Raw genomic sequence first — 16,526 nt, 5'->3', positions numbered from 1 at the left:
CCTCCCGGCCGGCGTGGCGACAATGAACACAGAAAGGGTCACGACACATGCCCGCGGACACCGAGGTCCCCCCCGTCGTCGACATGAGCAGCATTACCATCCGCTTTCCCGGAGTACTCGCCCTCGACGGCGTGGACTTCCGGCTCTACCCCGGAGAAGTGCACTCGCTCATGGGCGAGAACGGCGCCGGCAAGTCGACTCTCATCAAGGCGCTCACGGGCGTCTACAGGGTCGACGCGGGTGAGATCACCGTCGCCGGCCGCCGGCAGGTGCTCACCTCGACCGCCGATGCACAGGATGCCGGGATCTCCACGGTGTACCAGGAGGTCAATCTCAGCGCGAACCTCTCGGTCGGCGAGAACGTGATGCTCGGCCACGAGCCGCGCAAGGCCCGCGGGATCGACTGGCGAGCGGCGCACGCGGAGGCGGCTCGGCACCTCGAGAGCCTGGGACTGTCGATCGACACCCGATCGACACTGTCCACCCATTCGATCGCTGTGCAGCAGCTCGTCGCCATCAGCCGCGCCATGGTTCTCGACGCCAAGGTGCTCGTGCTCGACGAGCCGACCTCGAGCCTCGACCGGGGCGAGGTGGAGCGACTCTTCGCCGTCATCCGCGACCTGCGGGCGAAGGGCGTCGCGATCCTCTTCGTCAGCCACTTCCTCAATCAGGTGTACGAGATCTCCGACCGCATCACGGTTCTCCGCAACGGGCGGCTGATCGGCGAGTATCTCGCCGCCGACCTCCCCCGCGCCGAGCTCGTCGCCAAGATGATCGGCCGCGAGCTCGACGAGCTGGCCGCGCTGTCGTCGGTCGCCGAGCGGGAGATCGATCGCACGTCCACTCCGGTCCTGCGTGCGAGCGGCATCGGCCGGCGCGGCGGCCTCGAGCCGGTCGACGTCGAGGTCTTCCCGGGCGAGGTCGTGGGAATCGCCGGCCTCCTCGGCTCAGGGAGGACGGAGCTCGTCCGGCTGCTGTACGGGGCGGACCGCGCCGACACCGGACTCATCGAGGTGAACGGCGAGGCGGCGCGGATGACATCGCCCCGGCAGGCCATCGATCGCCGCATCGCGTTCTCGTCGGAGGACCGCCGGGGCGAGGGCATCATCGGCGACCTGACCGTGGCCGAGAACATCGTGCTCGGGATGCAGGCCCGCCGCGGCGCCATGCGCAGGATTCCGCGGKCCGAAGCGGACGCCGTCGTCGCGGAGTACATCGAGGCTCTCGGCGTGCGGCCTGCCGATCCGTCGATGCTCGCCGGCAATCTCTCGGGGGGCAATCAGCAGAAGGTGCTGCTCGGTCGATGGCTGGCCACCGCCCCAGAACTGCTCATTCTCGACGAGCCCACGCGCGGCATCGATGTCGGCGCGAAGGCGGACATCCAGCGCAAGGTGGCTGAGCTGAGCGCCAAGGGACTGTCCGTCATCTTCATCTCGTCCGAGCTCGAAGAGGTGCTCCGCATCGCGCAGCGCGTCGTCGTCATGCGCGATCGCAGGAAGATCGGCGAAGTGTCGCCGCAGGAGACCGACCTCACGGGGCTCGTCGAGTACATCGCCAACAAGACCGAGGAGACCGCCGCATGAAACGGATCGCGAGGCACCGCCTGTTCTGGCCCGTCGTGGCCCTGATCTCCCTCATCCTGATCAACACCATCGCCCGCCCCCAGTTCATCGGAGTGACCGTCAGGGACGGCGAGCTCTACGGGGCGCTCATCGACATCCTCCGCAACAGCGCTCCGCTCATGCTCGTCGCGCTCGGAATGACGATCGTCATCGCGACCCGGGGCATCGATCTCTCTGTCGGCGCCGTCATGGCGGTCTCGGGTGCTGTCGCACTCACGATCATCGACGACTCGCCCGACCCGGGAGGCCTGGGAACGGTGACGGTCGCCGTCGTCACGGCGCTGGCCGTCGCGCTCGTCCTCGGGGCATGGAACGRATTCCTCGTCGCGATCGGCGGGATACAGCCGATCATCGCGACGCTGGTGCTGATGCTCGCCGGCCGGGGCGTCGCCCTCCTCATCACCGAGGGGTTCATCACCACGGTCAACAGCGCGCCCTACTCCTTCATCTCCACYGGCTACCTCGTCGGCCTTCCCGTCGCCTCCCTCATCGCCGCGGTCGCGATCACGACCCTCGCGGTGCTCGAGCGACGGACGGCGCTCGGCGTCCTGACCGAGGCCGTCGGGATCAACCCCGCGGCCAGCCGGCTGGCCGGCGTACGGGCACGGGGCATCGTCTTCAGCGCGTACGTCACCACGGGGCTCCTCGCCGGAGTCGCCGGCATCCTCTACAGCTCGAATATCCGAGCCGCTGACGCGAATGCGACGGGGCTGTTCATCGAGCTCTACGCGATCCTGGCCGTCGTCCTCGGAGGCACTTCGCTCGCGGGCGGAAAGTTCACCATCGCCGGCACCGTGATCGGCGTGCTGATCATCCAGACGCTCGAATCGACGATCCTCTTCCTGGGCGTGCCTTCGGCGCAGAGCCCGGTCTTCTTCGCGATCGTCGTCATCGTGGTGGTCGTGGTCCAATCCCCCCAGCTGCACGCCTGGGCGAGATCCATCGCCAGGTCCCGACAGCGCGCGAGAGCAGCAGCGCCCCAGAAGGTGGAGGTGGCATCGTGACCACGGCCCAAGCATCCCTGCAGAGCAGCTCGACGGTGTCGACGCGCTACGCCACCTTCATGATCCGGCATGCCTCCCTCGTGCCGACATTCGCCGCCGTCCTGATCCTCCTGGTGCTGCTGGTCGGCGCCCAGGTGCAGTTCGAGAACTTCCTGACCCCCCGCAACCTCTCGGCACTGCTGCTCGACAACGCGTACCTCGTCGTGCTCGCGGTGGGCCTGACGCTTGTCATCATCACCGGCGGCATCGACCTCTCGGTGGGGTCGGTCATGGCCTTCACCGGCATCCTGTGCGCAAGTCTGCTCTCTCAGGGTCTGCCGGCGGTCGTCGTCGTCCCGATCATGCTGCTCGGCGGAGCCGCGATCGGCCTGCTCATCGGGGTGCTGGTGCAGTACTTCAACGTCCAGCCGTTCATCGCCTCGCTCGCGGGACTGTTCCTCGCACGGGGACTGGCCTTCGTGGTGAGCCTCTCGTCGATCCGGGTCGAGGACCCGGCGATCCTCTGGCTTCAGCGCACGCGGTTCACGGTCGGAGAGTGGTACATCACGCCCACCGGCATCATCGCCCTGCTCGTCGTCGCGCTCGGAGCGGTCGTCATGCAGTGGACCCGCTTCGGCCGGACCATCTACGCGCTCGGCGGGGGCGAGCAGTCCGCCCGCCTCATGGGACTGAAGGTCGCCCGCACCAAGATCGTCGTCTACGTCATCAGCGGCGTGTGCGGCGGCCTCGCGGGACTGCTGCTGACCGCCTATTCGGGTGCCGGCTACCCGCGCAACGGAATCGGCACCGAACTCGACGCGATCGCGGCCGTCGTCATCGGCGGGACGCTGCTGACCGGAGGCACGGGATACGTCCTCGGCTCGCTCGTCGGGGTGCTCGTCTACGGCACGATCAAGAAGATCATCTCGTTCATGGGCGCGGAGCAGTCCTGGATGCAGATCATCATCGGCGGCCTGCTGCTCCTGTTCATCGTGGTCCAGCGGGTGATCGTCGCCCGTTCGCAGCGACGCACGTGAGCGGGCGACGATCGGCCCCGCCTGCGCGGGGCGCGGGGGTCCGTGTCGAGATAATGGCGTGATGGACACGGCGCCGCTCCTGCAGCTCACCGCGGCGACGGTGCGCTTCGGAGCGGATGCCGCCATCGAGGGCGTCGACTTCCGGCTCTTCCCCGGCGAGGTGCACTCGCTCATGGGCGAGAACGGCGCAGGGAAGTCCACGCTGATCAAGGCGATCACCGGAGCGATCCCGCTCGACGAGGGGACGCTGACGCTCGACGGCCGGCCCGTGCGCTTCTCGTCGCCGCACGATGCCCAGCGCGCGGGCATCAGCACGGTCTACCAGGAGATCGACCTGCTGCCGAACGTGTCGGTCGCCGAGAACATCTGGCTGGGCCGGGAGCCGCGCAGGCACGGGCGCATCGACTGGAAGGAGATGCGCTCCCGGGCGCGGGAGCTGCTCGCCGATCTCGGCATCGACATCGATCCCGCATCGATCCTGGGCACGCATTCGCTCGCCGTGCAGCAGCTGGTCGCCATCGCCCGTGCCATCTCGACCGATGTGCGCGTGCTGGTGCTCGACGAGCCCACGTCCAGCCTCGACCTCGACGAGGTCGCCGAGCTCTTCCGGGTGATCCGCGACCTTAAGCAGCGCGGGGTCGCGATCCTCTTCGTCTCGCACTTCCTCGACCAGGTCTACGAGCTCTGCGACCGGGTCACGGTGCTGCGGGACGGCAAGTTCGTGGGCGAATACCTCACGCGGGAGCTGCTGCGGATCGACCTGGTGCAGGCGATGCTCGGTCGAAGTGCCGCGGCGCTGCAGACACGGCCAAGACCTGAGGCCGAACCGGCTGAGGACCGCACCCCCTATCTGAGCGCTCGGGGGGTGACCGCCCGCCGGGCAATCACGGATGCCGACATCGACCTCTACGAGGGCGACGTGCTCGGCGTCGCCGGACTCCTCGGCTCAGGACGCACCGAGGCCGCTCGGGCGATCTCGGGGATCGACCGCCTGGAGGCGGGGATCATCCGGATCGCCGGCTCCCCCACCTCGTTGTCGGGGCCGCGTTCGGCCATGTCGCTCGGGGTGGTCTACTCGTCGGAGAACCGCCGCGCCGAAGGCATCATCGCCGACCTCAGCGTGCTCGACAACATCACCCTCGCGCTGCAGGCCGACCGCGGCGTCTTCCGCCGCATCCCGCCCGCCCGGCGGCGCGAGCTGGCCGCGAGCTGGGTCGAGGCCCTGGGCATCCGGCCGCCGGACCTCGATCGCCCCGCGGGCACGCTGTCGGGCGGCAACCAGCAGAAGGTGCTGCTCGCGCGCCTGCTCGCGCTCTCTCCGCGAGTGCTCATCCTCGATGAGCCGACTCGCGGCATCGACGTCGGCGCGAAGGTCGAGATCCAGAACCTGGTGGCCGAGATGGCGTCGAACGGACTCTCGGTGATGTTCATCTCGGCGGAGCTGGAAGAGGTGCTGCGGGTCGGCGATCGCGTCGCGATCCTCCGCGACGGCCGCATCGTCGAGACGCTCCCCTCCGACCAGCTGACCGTGGACTCGCTCCTCGCACTGGTGGCGCGTCCCGAGGATTCCGATGGCTGAACCGCGCACCGGCGCCGACGACGGCGGCACGCCGCGGCCGTCGAACATCTTCGACGTCGCCCGGCTCGCCGGGGTCTCGCACCAGACCGTCTCGCGCGTGCTCAACGACCTCCCGAACGTCCGGCCGGCCACGCGCGCACGTGTCGAGCAGGCGATCGCGCAGCTGCGGTACAGCCCCTCCCCTGCCGCGCGTGCGCTCGTGACGCGGCGCACCCGCACCATCGGCCTCGTGACCCCGGGCGTCTCGGACTACGGGCCCACCTCGATCGCCATGCACTTCACGTTCGCGGCGCGCGCCGCGCGGTACAACGTCGAGACGATCAGCTCGCTCGATTCGGATGCCGCCGGCCTGCGCGAAGTCGTCGAGAGCCTCCTGCGCCAGCGGGTCGACGCCATCGTGCTGGTCGTCGTCGATGTGGGGGTGCTCGAGGCGGTGCGGGGGCTGGACCTCAGCATCCCGGTCGTCGCCGCCTCGTCGACCTCACGGCGGAGCCCGCTGATCGTGTCGATCGACCAATACCGCGGGGCTCGCTCGGCCGTTCGCCACCTGGCCGAGCTCGGGCATCAGCGCATCCTCCATCTGGCAGGTCCGCGGGAGGCTCCGGATGCCGTCGAGCGCGTGCGCGGGTGGCGCGACGAGCTCGCCGCGCACCGCCTCGAGGTCATCGAGCCCGAGCACGGCGACTGGAGCGCTGCGAGCGGCCATCGCCTGGGCTCGACGCTCGACATCGCGCCCGGGTCGGCCATCTTCGTCGCCAACGACCACATGTCGATCGGCGTGCTGTCGGCGCTGCGCGAGCGGGGTCTGCGCGTGCCCGAGGACGTCAGCGTGGTGGGGTTCGACGATGTGCCGGAAGCGGGATACCTCTACCCGCCGCTGACGACGGTGCGACAGGACTTCGCCGCGCTGGGCGAGCTCATCATGCAGAAGGTGCTGATCGCCGTCGAAGAGCCCGACAGCGCCACCGAGGACACCCCGCTGCCCACGCACCTCATCGTCCGGAAGTCCACGAGCGCACCCCGCTGAGCCTCGTCGAACGGCCTGCATGTCGTCTCCGCATGAAAAACTGGTGAGATGCGCATCGCCCTCACCGGATCATCCGGAAAGCTCGGCACGGTCGTCCTCCGCGAGCTCCGGGCGGCCGGTCACGACGTCGTCGGGCTGGACGTCGTCGGCACCCGCGGCCCCGGGTTCCTTCAGGTCGATCTCACCGATTACGGTCAGGTCGTCGACGCTCTGAAGGGGGTGCACGGGGAGTCGGGCGGGTTCGACGCGGTCGTGCATCTCGCGGCGATCCCGGCCCCCGGCATCCGGAGCGACATCGCGACCTTCCGCAACAACATGCTGACCACGTTCGACGTGTTCTGGGCCGCAGTGGGGCTCGGCATCCGTCGCATCGTGTACGCGTCCAGCGAGACGGTGCTGGGCCTTCCCTTCGACGTCGCGCCGCCCTATATCCCGGTCGATGAGGAGTACCCCGCACGTCCGGAGTCGGCCTATTCGCTCGTCAAGCACCTCGAGGAGCAGCTCGCGATCGAGCTCGTGCGGTGGCACCCCGACCTCGCGATCACGGCCCTTCGCTTCTCGAACGTCATGGTGCCCGAGGACTACGCCCAGTTCCCGTCGTTCGACGCCGACGCCCGCCGGCGCAAGTGGAACCTGTGGGGCTACATCGACGCGCGTGACGGCGCCCAGGCTGTCGAGAAGGCTCTGGATGCCGCTCCCGGCTTCGACCGGTTCATCATCGCCGCGGCCGACACCGTCATGACGCGCCCCAACGCCGAGCTCGTCGCCGAGGTGTTCCCGGGCGTGCCGCTGAAGGGCGACCTCGGCGTCAACGACACCCTGCTCTCGATCGACCGCGCGCGGCGCGTGCTGGGGTTCGACCCGCAGCACAGTTGGCGCGATCACGTCTGAGGCTCTGCCGGAGCATGGCCGAAGACCCCCGGGAAGCCGCAGAGCGCTACCGCTTCGAGAAGTGGCAGCGCGAGCAGGGGCTCGAGCCCGAGAAGGACTCGGAGCCCGGCGACGGGCCGCAGCATGTCCCCACGTCCGCCGAGCGCGCCGCGTTCGTCGAGGTGTCGATCCAGCAGGCGATGCGCCGCGGGGAGTTCGATCAGCTCCCCGGCGCGGGCAAGCCGCTCGAGGGCCTCGGTGAGAGCCACGACCCGGACTGGTGGATCCGTCGCAAGATCGAGCGGGAGCAGCTGCGCGGCCTCGGTCCGCCCGCGCTCATGCTGCGCGTCGAGCACGCTGAGTTCGAGGACCGCCTCGATGCGCTCACGCGCGAGGACGAGGTGCGCGAGTACATCGAGGACTTCAACCGCCGTATCATCGAGGCGCGACGCCAGCTTCTGGGCGGCCCGCCGGTCGTGACCCCGACCCGGGATGCCGACGCCGAGGTGCGGGCATGGCACGAGCGGCGCACCGCGAGATCACGCGCGGACGCCGAGGCGAGGGCTGCGGAGGCGGAGACAGCTCGCCGCCGGCGCCTGCTGCGGTGGCGCCGGCGGGATTAGGCGAGCGCCTCGACCAGCCAGGCGCGGGCGCCCGCAAGCAGCTCCTGCGCGGGAGGCGTCGTGTACGCCCACGCTTCGAAGCCGTGGGCGGTGTCGTCGAGGGTCACGACCGTCACGGGCACGCCCGCGGACGCGAGCGCCTCGGCGTAGGCGCGATCCTCTGCGGCGAAGAGCTCGATCTCGGACCAGTAGATCCAGGCGGGCGGGAGGCCCGAGAGGTCGGTGCGCCGTGCGGGAGCGGCGTAGGACGCGACGCCGTCGCGCCCCGGCTCGTGACCGAGATACGACCGCCAGCCGACAAGGTTGGAGCGGTTGTTCCACACCAGGTGCCGGCGCGCGTCGAGTCTGCGGTCGGCGGCGGTGCGGTCGTCGAGCATGGGGCAGAAGAGCAGCTGCGCCGCGACCGGAACGCCCTCGTCGTGCAGCCGCTGGACGAGGGCCGCCGCGAGCCCGGCGCCGGCACTCTGGCCGCCGATCGCGATCCTGTCGGTGTCGATGGCCAGTTCGGCGGCGTGCAGTCGCAGCCAGGACCACGCGCCGTGCACGTCATCGTGCGCAGCGGGGAACGGATGCCGGGGCGCCAGGCGGTAGTCGGCCGAGACGACGACGGCGCCCGTCTCGCGCGCGGTCTCGCCGCACATCCGGTCTTCCACCCGCGCCGAGCCCAGGACCAGACCGCCACCGTGGATCCAGAGGAGTGCCGCGCCGCTCGGATTCTCCGGCACGAAGACCCGCAGACGCGCATCCCCTTCCCGCACCGTGCGGCGCTCGACGCCTTCGACCTTCGCCCCCGGCGCGAGGCCGGACGCCGTGGCCATGAACCAGCGCACGAACGGCTTCTCGAGGTTGATCTCGGGCAGCGCCGTGAATGCCGGCACGATCTCGGGGTCGAGTTCCTCGACCGTCATCGGCGACGTCATGGCATGGCCATCCAGCGCGAGAGGATCGCGTCGGCGATCTGATCGGGGGGCTCGGCGATGTCGAGCACCAGGCCGGTCTCGTCCGGGTCGAGCGGCTCGAGGGTCGCCAGCTGCGAATCGAGCAGCGTGGTCGGCATGAAGTGCTGAGAGCGCGAGCCCATCCGCTCGGCGAGGAGCTCTCGCGAGCCCACGAGGTGCGCGAACAGCACGGACCCTCCCCGCGCGCGGATGATGTCGCGGTACGACCGCTTCAGCGCGGAGCACGCGACGACGACGGGGACATCGGGATGCTGTGCCAGCACGTCGCCGACGGCGGCGAGCCACGGCATCCGGTCCTCGTCCGTCAGCGGGATGCCCGCGGCCATCTTCTCGACGTTCGACGCGGGATGCAGATCATCCGCATCGACGAAGGAGGCCCCTGCGCGCAGAGCGACGGCGGCGCCGATCGTCGACTTGCCGCAGCCCGAGACTCCCATGACCACCAGCGACATCCGGCTCCTCTCGACCCCGTCCACGGTATCCCAGTCCTCACCCGACCCAGGGCGAGCGGGACGGAGATGCGCCCAGGCGGGGCGCCGACTCCCGGCATTAGGCATCCCGCCGCCGCCTCGCCCTCCGCCGACGAGGGCGAGTAGCCTTCGTCCAGCGCCGCGATCCCCGAACGGCGCCCGCCAGTGAGGAGCCGCCATGCGCACGAAACCCTCGGACGGGGTCGTCCTGGTCGCCGTGATCGCGTGGATCTCGGGCATCCTCCAGCTGTTCTCGGGCGCGGTCATGCTGTTCAGCGGTGGTTCGCCGGTGACGGGCTGGCTGCACATCGTCATCGGCGTCGTGACCTTCCCGGTGTGCCTGGGGCTGTTCCGCGCCCGGACGAGCGCGCGGATCATCGTGACCCTGGTGTTCCTGCTCGAGGTCGGGGCGGGGGTCGCCGCGTTCCTCGACCTCAAAGCGCTCGCCTACACGGCCATCACCTCGGCGGTGCTGGCGATCTTCGGCCTCGTGCTGCTCTACACCCCCGCCGCGAACGCCTCGTTCCGGGCCGCGACGGCGGCGCGGAAGGCCGCCGCCGCGGCCGCGTAAGGCTGCCGCGCGGGTCACGGCTGAGGGCAGCGGCGGCCTCCGGGCGGCACGCGGTCTGCAAAGGTGGGGTCATGTCGATAAAGGTCGCGCTCGAGCATTACACCGCGTACGAGTTCGCTCGTCCGGTCACGGTGCAGCCGCATGTCATCCGGCTGCGGCCCGCTCCGCACTCGCGCACCCCGATCGAGGCGTACTCGCTGGAGATCAGCCCCAAAGAGCACTTCATCAACTGGCAGCAGGATCCGTTCGGCAACTGGCTGGCGCGGATCGTCTTCCCCGAGAAGGTCAGCCGCCTCGAGATCACCGTCGGGCTCGTCGCCGACATGATGGTCGTCAATCCGCTCGACTTCTTCATCGAGTCCTACGCCGAGCGATTCCCGTTCCGCTACCAGCCGGCCCTCGCCGCCGACCTCGCGCCCTACCTCCGGCCGGTGGGCGAGAGCGATCGCGTCGACGGGTGGATGACGGATCTCCCGTCGCTCCCGGACGACGGGGTGCCGACCGTGAAGTTCCTCGCCGACCTCAATCGGGCGGTGTACCGGGATGTCGCGTACAGCCTGCGCATGGAGGCCGGCGTCCAGACCCCCGACCACACCCTCGAGTCGGGCATCGGATCCTGCCGCGACAGCGCGTGGCTGCTCGTGAGCATCCTGCGCCGGTACGGGCTCGCCGCACGCTTCGTGTCGGGGTACCTCGTGCAGCTCGCACCCGACCGCGCGGCACTGGACGGGCCGGCGGGTCCGACCGAGGACTTCACCGACCTGCACGCCTGGGCCGAGGTGTTCGTCCCCGGCGCCGGCTGGATCGGACTCGACCCCACGAGCGCCCTCTTCGCCGGTGAAGGCCACATCCCGCTGAGCGCGACACCGCACCCGAGCAGCGCGGCGCCCATCTCGGGGTCGACCGAGCCGGTCGAGGTGAGCTTCACGTTCCGCAACGAGGTGCGGCGCGTCCACGAGGACCCGCGCACCACGCGGCCCTACTCCCCGCAGCAGTGGGCGCGGATCGACGCGCTCGGCGAGGCCGTCGACGAGCGGCTCGACGCGAACGACGTGCGCCTGACGATGGGCGGCGAGCCCACCTTCGTGTCGCTCGACGATGCGCGCAGCCCCCAGTGGCACGTCGCCGCTGACGGGCCGGAGAAGCGTGAGCTCGCGAGCGCCCTCGCCCATCGGCTGCGGGACGTGTACGCGAAGGGCGGTGCCGTGCACCGCGGACAGGGCAAGTGGTACCCGGGCGAAGCCGTCCCCCGCTGGGCCATCGCCCTCCAGTGGCGCACGGACGGCGAGCCGCTGTGGACCGACTCCGCGCTCTTCGCCGATCCCTGGGGCCCGGACGCCGATCCCGGCGCCCCGGCGGCCGCCCAACGCCTCGCGGCGCGCATCACCGAGCTTCTCGGCCTCCCCGGCGCGCAGCTGCTGGCCGCCTTCGAGGACCCCCTCGCCGAGCTGACCGCCGAGCTCCGGCGTCCCGAGGGAGCGCGGCCGGACGCCGACGAGTTCGACCGCTCGCACGTCGAGCAGGTCGAGACGGCCGCCGTCGCGGCCGCCGGCTGGGTGCTGCCACTCACCACGCACGGCGACTGGACGAGCCCGGCCTGGCGCTTCCGGCGAGGACGCCTCGTGCTGCTGCACGGCTCCAGCCCTCTGGGGCTCCGGCTGCCGCTGGACTCGGTCTCGTGGCACGACCCGGAGTGGACCGGCGAGCCGTCGTACCTCGAGGCCGCGCCGCCGCTGGCTCCCGGCATCCCGTCCGTCACGATCGTCGATCCGGAGGGCGCCCAGACGACCGCCCTCACGATCGAGGCACGGGACGGCGTGGTGCACGTCTTCCTGCCGCCGACCCAGGAGCTCGACGCCTACGCCGACCTGCTGCACGTCATCGAGCGGGCGGCGACGGATGCTGCCTGCCCGGTGGTGCTGGAGGGCTACGGGCCCCCGCCGGACGCCCGACTGCGCCAGCTCATCGTGACGCCCGACCCTGGAGTGGTCGAGGTGAACCTGCAGCCGACGTCCACGTGGGCCGAGCAGCGCGACCTCACACTGTCGCTCTATGAGACCGCACGGCAGGTGCGCCTCACGACCGAGAAGTTCGACGTCGACGGAACACACACCGGCACCGGCGGCGGCAACCACATCACCCTCGGCGGTGCGCACCCGATCGAGTCGCCGCTGCTGCGCCGGCCCGATCTCCTGCCGAGCCTGCTGACCTACTGGCAGCGGCATCCGTCGCTCTCGTATCTCTTCTCCGGGCGGTTCGTGGGCCCGACGAGCCAGGCCCCCCGCTTCGACGAGGGACGCCCCGAGGCCGTCTACGAGATGGAGATCGCGCTCGCCGAGATCCGGCGGCTGACCGACGAGGCCAACGGCGGCAACCTGCTCCCGTGGGTCGTCGACCGGTCGCTGCGGCACCTGCTGACCGACCTCACGGGCAACACGCACCGGGCGGAGTTCTGCGTCGACAAGCTCTACAGCCCCGACAGCAGCCGCGGGCGGCTGGGGCTGCTGGAGCTGCGCGGCTTCGAGATGCCGCCGCATCCCGAGCTCGCGCTCGTCCAGGCGCTGCTCGTGCGGAGTCTCGTCGCGATGTTCTGGGAGAAGCCGCTGACGGCGCCCCTGATCCGCTGGGGCACGGGGCTGCACGAGGACTTCCTGCTGCCGGAGGGGGCGATCCGCGACATCGGCGAGGTCATCGCGGACCTCCGCGCGCACGGCATCGCGTTCGAGGAGACCTGGCTCGACGCGTTCACGGAGTTCCGCTTCCCGCGGATCGGGATGACGCGCGTCGCGACGGGAGCGGGTGCCGGCGTCGAGCTCGAGCTCCGGCACGCGATCGAGCCGTGGCACGTCCTCGGCGAGGAGGCGGGCAGGTCGGGCACCGCCCGCTACGTCGACTCTTCGCTTCAGCGGCTGCAGGTCAAGGTCCGCGGGATCGACCTCGAGCGCCATCTCGTGACCTGCAACCAGGTGCCCGTGCCGCTCGCGCCGACCGGTCACCTCGGCGAGTACTACGCGGGCGTCCGGTACCGCGCCTGGCAGCCCTGGTCGGCGCTGCACCCGATGATCCCGATCCACGCACCGCTCACGTTCGACGTGATCGACACGGATGCCGCGAGCAGCCTCGGCGGTGCGACCTATCACGTCGTGCACCCCGGCGGACGGGCGTACGAGCATCCGCCGATCAATGCCAACGAGGCCGAAGCCCGGCGAGCCCGGCGATTCGAGCCGCACGGTCACACATCGGGTACCGTCGATGTGGCCGCGCTGCGGGAGAAGGCCCGGCGTGCGGCCACCTCCGACTATCCCCGCACACTCGACCTGCGGAGGGTCCCCCACTCGTGACCGTGCTGCGTGACTACGCGACGACCCTGGCTCAGCCGACGCTGTCCTTCGGCGGCGTCGAGCCTCGCTACGACGAGGTCGTGGCCCCGGACGGCTCGCTTCGTCCCGCGTGGAAGGGCATGGCCGAGGCCGCCCTGGGGCTCACGCCCGAAGAGCTCAAGCGCGTCGGCGGCGAGATCTCGCGCTTCCTGGCCGACCGCGGCGTCACCTACGTCGCGCGCGGATCGGGCGCCCAGCCGTGGCAGCTCGACCCGATGCCGCTGGTCATGGACGCGGTCAGCTGGTCCCGGCTCGAGATCGGGCTCGCGCAGCGGGCGGAGCTGCTGAACGCTCTGCTCGTCGACCTGTACGGCGAGCAGTCGCTCCTGCGCGACGGCACCCTTCCGTCCGCCATCGTGTTCGGGCACTCAGGGTATGCGCGCCCGCTGGCACGGGCGAGCGCCCACGACCTCCAGCCGCTGCTGCTGTCGGCGGCCGACCTCGGTCGCGACGCCGAAGGCGAGTGGCGCGTGCTCGCGGATCGCGTGCAGGCGCCGTCCGGTCTCGGGTACGCGATGGAGAACCGGCGGGTGATGGCGCAGGTCATGCCCGACCTGTACCAGGAGAACGACCTGCATCGCATGGAGCCGTACTTCGCGGCCCTGCGATCCGCCCTCCTCAACTCCGCGCCCGAGGGCGTGACCGAGCCGCGCGTGGTCGTGCTCTCGCCCGGCACGCACTCCGAGACGGCGTTCGACCAGGCGTTCCTGGCGAGCACGCTGGGCTTCCCGCTGGTGCAGGCGAGCGACTTGACGCTGCGGGGCGGCTCGATCTGGATCAAGCCGCCGGGATGGCCCAAGACCGGCCCCGGCGAGCGCGTCGATGTGATCCTGCGGCGAGTGGATGCCGATTGGTGCGATCCCCTCGAGATGCGCGGCAACTCGCGGCTCGGCGTCGGCGGCCTTTCCGAGGCGGTGCGCCGCGGACGCGTCCGCGTCGTCAACGGGCTCGGGGCCGGTGTGCTGGAGAACCCCGCCCTTCTGCCGTACATGGCCGACATCTGCCAGCGTCTCCTCGGAGAGCAGCTGCGGCTTCCGGCCGTGCCGACGTGGTGGTGCGGCGACCCCGAGGGCCGCGACGCTGTGCTCGACAGGCTCGGGGAGACTCCGGACGGCTTCATCGTGCGCCGCATCGACGAGCCGCGCAGCGCCTCTGCGGCCCTCTCGCCCGACGAGCTGCGGGCCCGGATCCTCGCTGCACCGCACCGCTACGTCGGCCAGGACCGCCTGCCGCTGTCGCAGGCGCCGGTGTGGTCGAGCGAGGGACGAGCGGATGCCCACCCGGTCGTCATGCGCGCCTTCACCGTCCGCTACCGCTCGGCGTTCCGCCCGCTGGTGGGAGGACTCGCGACGGTGATGGTGCCCGGGCGCACGCCCATCACGAAGGACATCTGGGTCGTCAAGGGAGCCCCCGAGGATCCGGATCAGGGCTTGGTCGACGTCGCGCCCCTGGATTTCCAGCCGAGCATCCCCGCCCTCGCGCCGCGCTCGCTCGAGGACATGTACTGGGCGGGTCGATACGCGGAGCGCGCCGAGGACCTCCTGCGACTCCTGCTGACCGCCGACGCGCATATCGAGGAGCTCGCAGCGCCCATCGAATCCGAGCACGCCGTGGCGGCTCGTGTCCTGATCGGCGCCCTGCGTCGCCTCGCCGGCCGCCGCTCGGAAGACCCCGAGGCCGAGTTCCGGTCGCTGCTGCTCGACTCGTCGCGCCCCGGATCGGCCGCCTATGCTCTCGAGCGCCTGCGTGATGCGCTCGAGGGCGTCCGCGATCAGCTGTCGAACGACACCTGGCGCGTCTTCTCGCACACCGATCGCGCGAAGAAGGCCCTCCAGGGTTCGGAGCGCTCGCACCGGATCACGGAGTCCGCCGGACGCATGCTGACCGCCGTGCTGTCGCTCCAGGGCGTCACCGCGAGCATGATCCGCGACCCCGGCTGGCACATGATCGAGGCGGGTCGCGGCATCGAGCGCGCGATGCAGGTCTGCCTGCTGCTCGGCGCCACCACCACCGAGCGACGGGGCATCGCCGCCGATCGCGACGTGCTGGAGGGTGTGCTCGTCGCCGCCGAGAGCTCGGTCACGTTCCGTCGCCGGTACCGGGGCAACGTGCGCACGAGCGGCGTGCTCGAACTCCTGCTGACCGACCGCGACAACCCGAGGTCGCTCGCCTTCGCCCTGCGGGAACTGCGCGGACACCTCGCGGCGATGCCCGCGTCGACCGGGTCCACCCGCCCGGAGCGGCTGCTCGAGCACCTCGAGACCGCCCTCGACAACATCGACCTGGCCGCTCTGGCGACGCCGTCCGGCCCCCGCCGGCCGCGGCTGCAGCGCTTCTTCGACACCACCCGCGGGCAGCTCGAGCAGCTGTCCGATGCGATCGCCGACGTGCACTTCGCGAGCGGCCCGCCGCCCCAGATGCTGTCGACGCTGTCGCTCATCGAGCTCCCGGGGACGAGTGCACCATGAAATACGTCGTCTCGCACCGCACCACGTACACCTACACCGCACCCGTCCGCGACAGCCGGGGGCTCTACCATCTGTCGCCCCGCTCGCTGCCGTGGCAGGAGATCGGCGCGCACACCGTCACGGTCGAGCCGCTGCCGATCGACCTGCACCGAGACACCGACTGCTACGGCAACGCCGTCACGTACTTCCAGGTCACCGATCCGCACCGCGAGCTCGTCATCGATTCCCAGACGGACGTCACCGTTGTGGAGCCCCGCTACGACGAGGACGCCCTCGCCGTGCCGTGGGAGAGCGCGCGACCGCTTCTGCACTCAGATGCTCCGGATGCCTGGGCCGCCGTCGAGTTCGCCCTCGAGTCCCCGCGCGCAGCGCATTCAGCCGGCGTCGCGGACTATGCCGCGGCATCCCTCACCCGCGGGCGCCCGATCGGCGAGGCGGCGACCGATCTCATGCACCGCATCTACGCCGACTTCGACTACGACAGCACCGCGACGACCGTCACCAGCACCGTCGACGACGTCCTGCGAAAGCGCGCGGGAGTGTGCCAGGACTTCTCGCACTTCGCGCTGGCGTGCCTGCGCAGCCACGGCATCGCCGCCCGCTACGTGAGCGGCTACCTCGCCACGCAGCCCCCTCCGGGCAAGGAGCGCATCGTGGGCGCGGACGCGTCGCACGCCTGGCTCTCGGTGTGGATGCCGGGCTCGAGCGACTGGCTCGCGATCGACCCGACGAACAACCAGTGGGCCAACGAGCGGTACGTGACGGTCGCATGGGGCCGGGACTACGGCGACGTCTCCCCGGTCAAGGGCGTGATCTTCACGAAGTCGAAGAAGTCGACGCTCCGGGTGAACGTCGACGTCTCCCCCGTCGGCTGACCACGGCGCCGGCATCGTCCCGGCGTCGCCGAGGCAGGGGATGTCGCCGAGGCGGGGCGACG

Annotated in this window: 13 protein-coding genes; 11 read left to right on the top strand and 2 right to left on the bottom strand. The window is 70.7% G+C overall.

From position 1 onward, the window contains the following. Window positions 1-83 precede the first annotated feature (83 nt). From AC1DP3_RS07230 to AC1DP3_RS07200, 7 genes are all read left to right on the top strand, one after another. Window positions 84-1,583, top strand: coding sequence for a sugar ABC transporter ATP-binding protein (locus AC1DP3_RS07230; protein WP_477292477.1), 1,500 nt, complete (start codon window positions 84-86; stop codon window positions 1,581-1,583). Next, complete coding sequence (locus AC1DP3_RS07225; RefSeq protein ID WP_477292476.1) at window positions 1,580-2,626, top strand: ABC transporter permease; 1,047 nt, start codon at window positions 1,580-1,582, stop codon at window positions 2,624-2,626. The genes AC1DP3_RS07230 and AC1DP3_RS07225 overlap by 4 nt, the downstream gene beginning before the upstream one ends. Continuing rightward, window positions 2,623-3,642, top strand: coding sequence for an ABC transporter permease subunit (locus AC1DP3_RS07220; RefSeq protein ID WP_477292475.1), 1,020 nt, complete (start codon window positions 2,623-2,625; stop codon window positions 3,640-3,642). The genes AC1DP3_RS07225 and AC1DP3_RS07220 overlap by 4 nt, the downstream gene beginning before the upstream one ends. Before the next feature lie 61 nt (window positions 3,643-3,703). Then, a complete protein-coding gene (locus AC1DP3_RS07215) occupies window positions 3,704-5,221 on the top strand; it encodes a sugar ABC transporter ATP-binding protein (RefSeq protein WP_477292474.1) in 1,518 nt (505 codons plus the stop codon). After that, window positions 5,214-6,248: a LacI family DNA-binding transcriptional regulator gene (locus AC1DP3_RS07210; RefSeq protein ID WP_477292473.1), complete on the top strand. Its 1,035-nt coding sequence runs from the start codon at window positions 5,214-5,216 to the stop codon at window positions 6,246-6,248. The genes AC1DP3_RS07215 and AC1DP3_RS07210 overlap by 8 nt, the downstream gene beginning before the upstream one ends. Window positions 6,249-6,296: 48 nt before the next feature. Continuing rightward, window positions 6,297-7,139 (top strand): NAD-dependent epimerase/dehydratase family protein, encoded by an 843-nt coding sequence (locus AC1DP3_RS07205; protein WP_477292472.1) that lies wholly within the window; start codon window positions 6,297-6,299, stop codon window positions 7,137-7,139. 14 nt (window positions 7,140-7,153) lie between these two features. After that, window positions 7,154-7,741 (top strand): DnaJ family domain-containing protein, encoded by a 588-nt coding sequence (locus tag AC1DP3_RS07200; protein ID WP_477292471.1) that lies wholly within the window; start codon window positions 7,154-7,156, stop codon window positions 7,739-7,741. Here AC1DP3_RS07200 and AC1DP3_RS07195 read toward each other — a convergent pair. Together AC1DP3_RS07195 and AC1DP3_RS07190 are read right to left on the bottom strand one after the other, a co-directional pair. Next, window positions 7,738-8,649, bottom strand: a complete 912-nt coding sequence (locus AC1DP3_RS07195; protein ID WP_477292470.1) for an alpha/beta hydrolase — start codon at window positions 8,647-8,649, stop codon at window positions 7,738-7,740. The two genes, AC1DP3_RS07200 and AC1DP3_RS07195, sit on opposite strands and share 4 nt — an antisense overlap. An 8-nt stretch (window positions 8,650-8,657) precedes the next feature. Continuing rightward, window positions 8,658-9,152 (bottom strand): gluconokinase, encoded by a 495-nt coding sequence (locus AC1DP3_RS07190; RefSeq protein ID WP_477292469.1) that lies wholly within the window; start codon window positions 9,150-9,152, stop codon window positions 8,658-8,660. 196 nt (window positions 9,153-9,348) lie between these two features. On the opposite strand from AC1DP3_RS07190, the gene AC1DP3_RS07185 reads away from it, so the two are divergent. The 4 genes from AC1DP3_RS07185 to AC1DP3_RS07170 all read left to right on the top strand — a co-directional run bounded on the left by AC1DP3_RS07185 (window position 9,349) and on the right by AC1DP3_RS07170 (window position 16,464). Further along, window positions 9,349-9,741, top strand: coding sequence for a hypothetical protein (locus AC1DP3_RS07185; RefSeq protein WP_477292468.1), 393 nt, complete (start codon window positions 9,349-9,351; stop codon window positions 9,739-9,741). A gap of 71 nt (window positions 9,742-9,812) precedes the next feature. Next, window positions 9,813-13,082, top strand: a complete 3,270-nt coding sequence (locus AC1DP3_RS07180) for a transglutaminase family protein (protein WP_477292467.1) — start codon at window positions 9,813-9,815, stop codon at window positions 13,080-13,082. Continuing rightward, window positions 13,079-15,589: a circularly permuted type 2 ATP-grasp protein gene (locus tag AC1DP3_RS07175; RefSeq protein ID WP_477292466.1), complete on the top strand. Its 2,511-nt coding sequence runs from the start codon at window positions 13,079-13,081 to the stop codon at window positions 15,587-15,589. The genes AC1DP3_RS07180 and AC1DP3_RS07175 overlap by 4 nt, the downstream gene beginning before the upstream one ends. Further along, the gene (locus AC1DP3_RS07170) at window positions 15,586-16,464 is read left to right on the top strand and encodes a transglutaminase family protein (RefSeq protein WP_477292465.1); all 879 of its coding nucleotides are present in this window, start codon (window positions 15,586-15,588) and stop codon (window positions 16,462-16,464) included. Before AC1DP3_RS07175 ends, AC1DP3_RS07170 begins: the two co-directional genes overlap by 4 nt. Window positions 16,465-16,526: the final 62 nt, after the last annotated feature.

Source organism: Microbacterium sp. P5_B6 (assembly GCF_056400345.1).
This window is presented reverse-complemented; position numbering and strand designations above follow the sequence as displayed.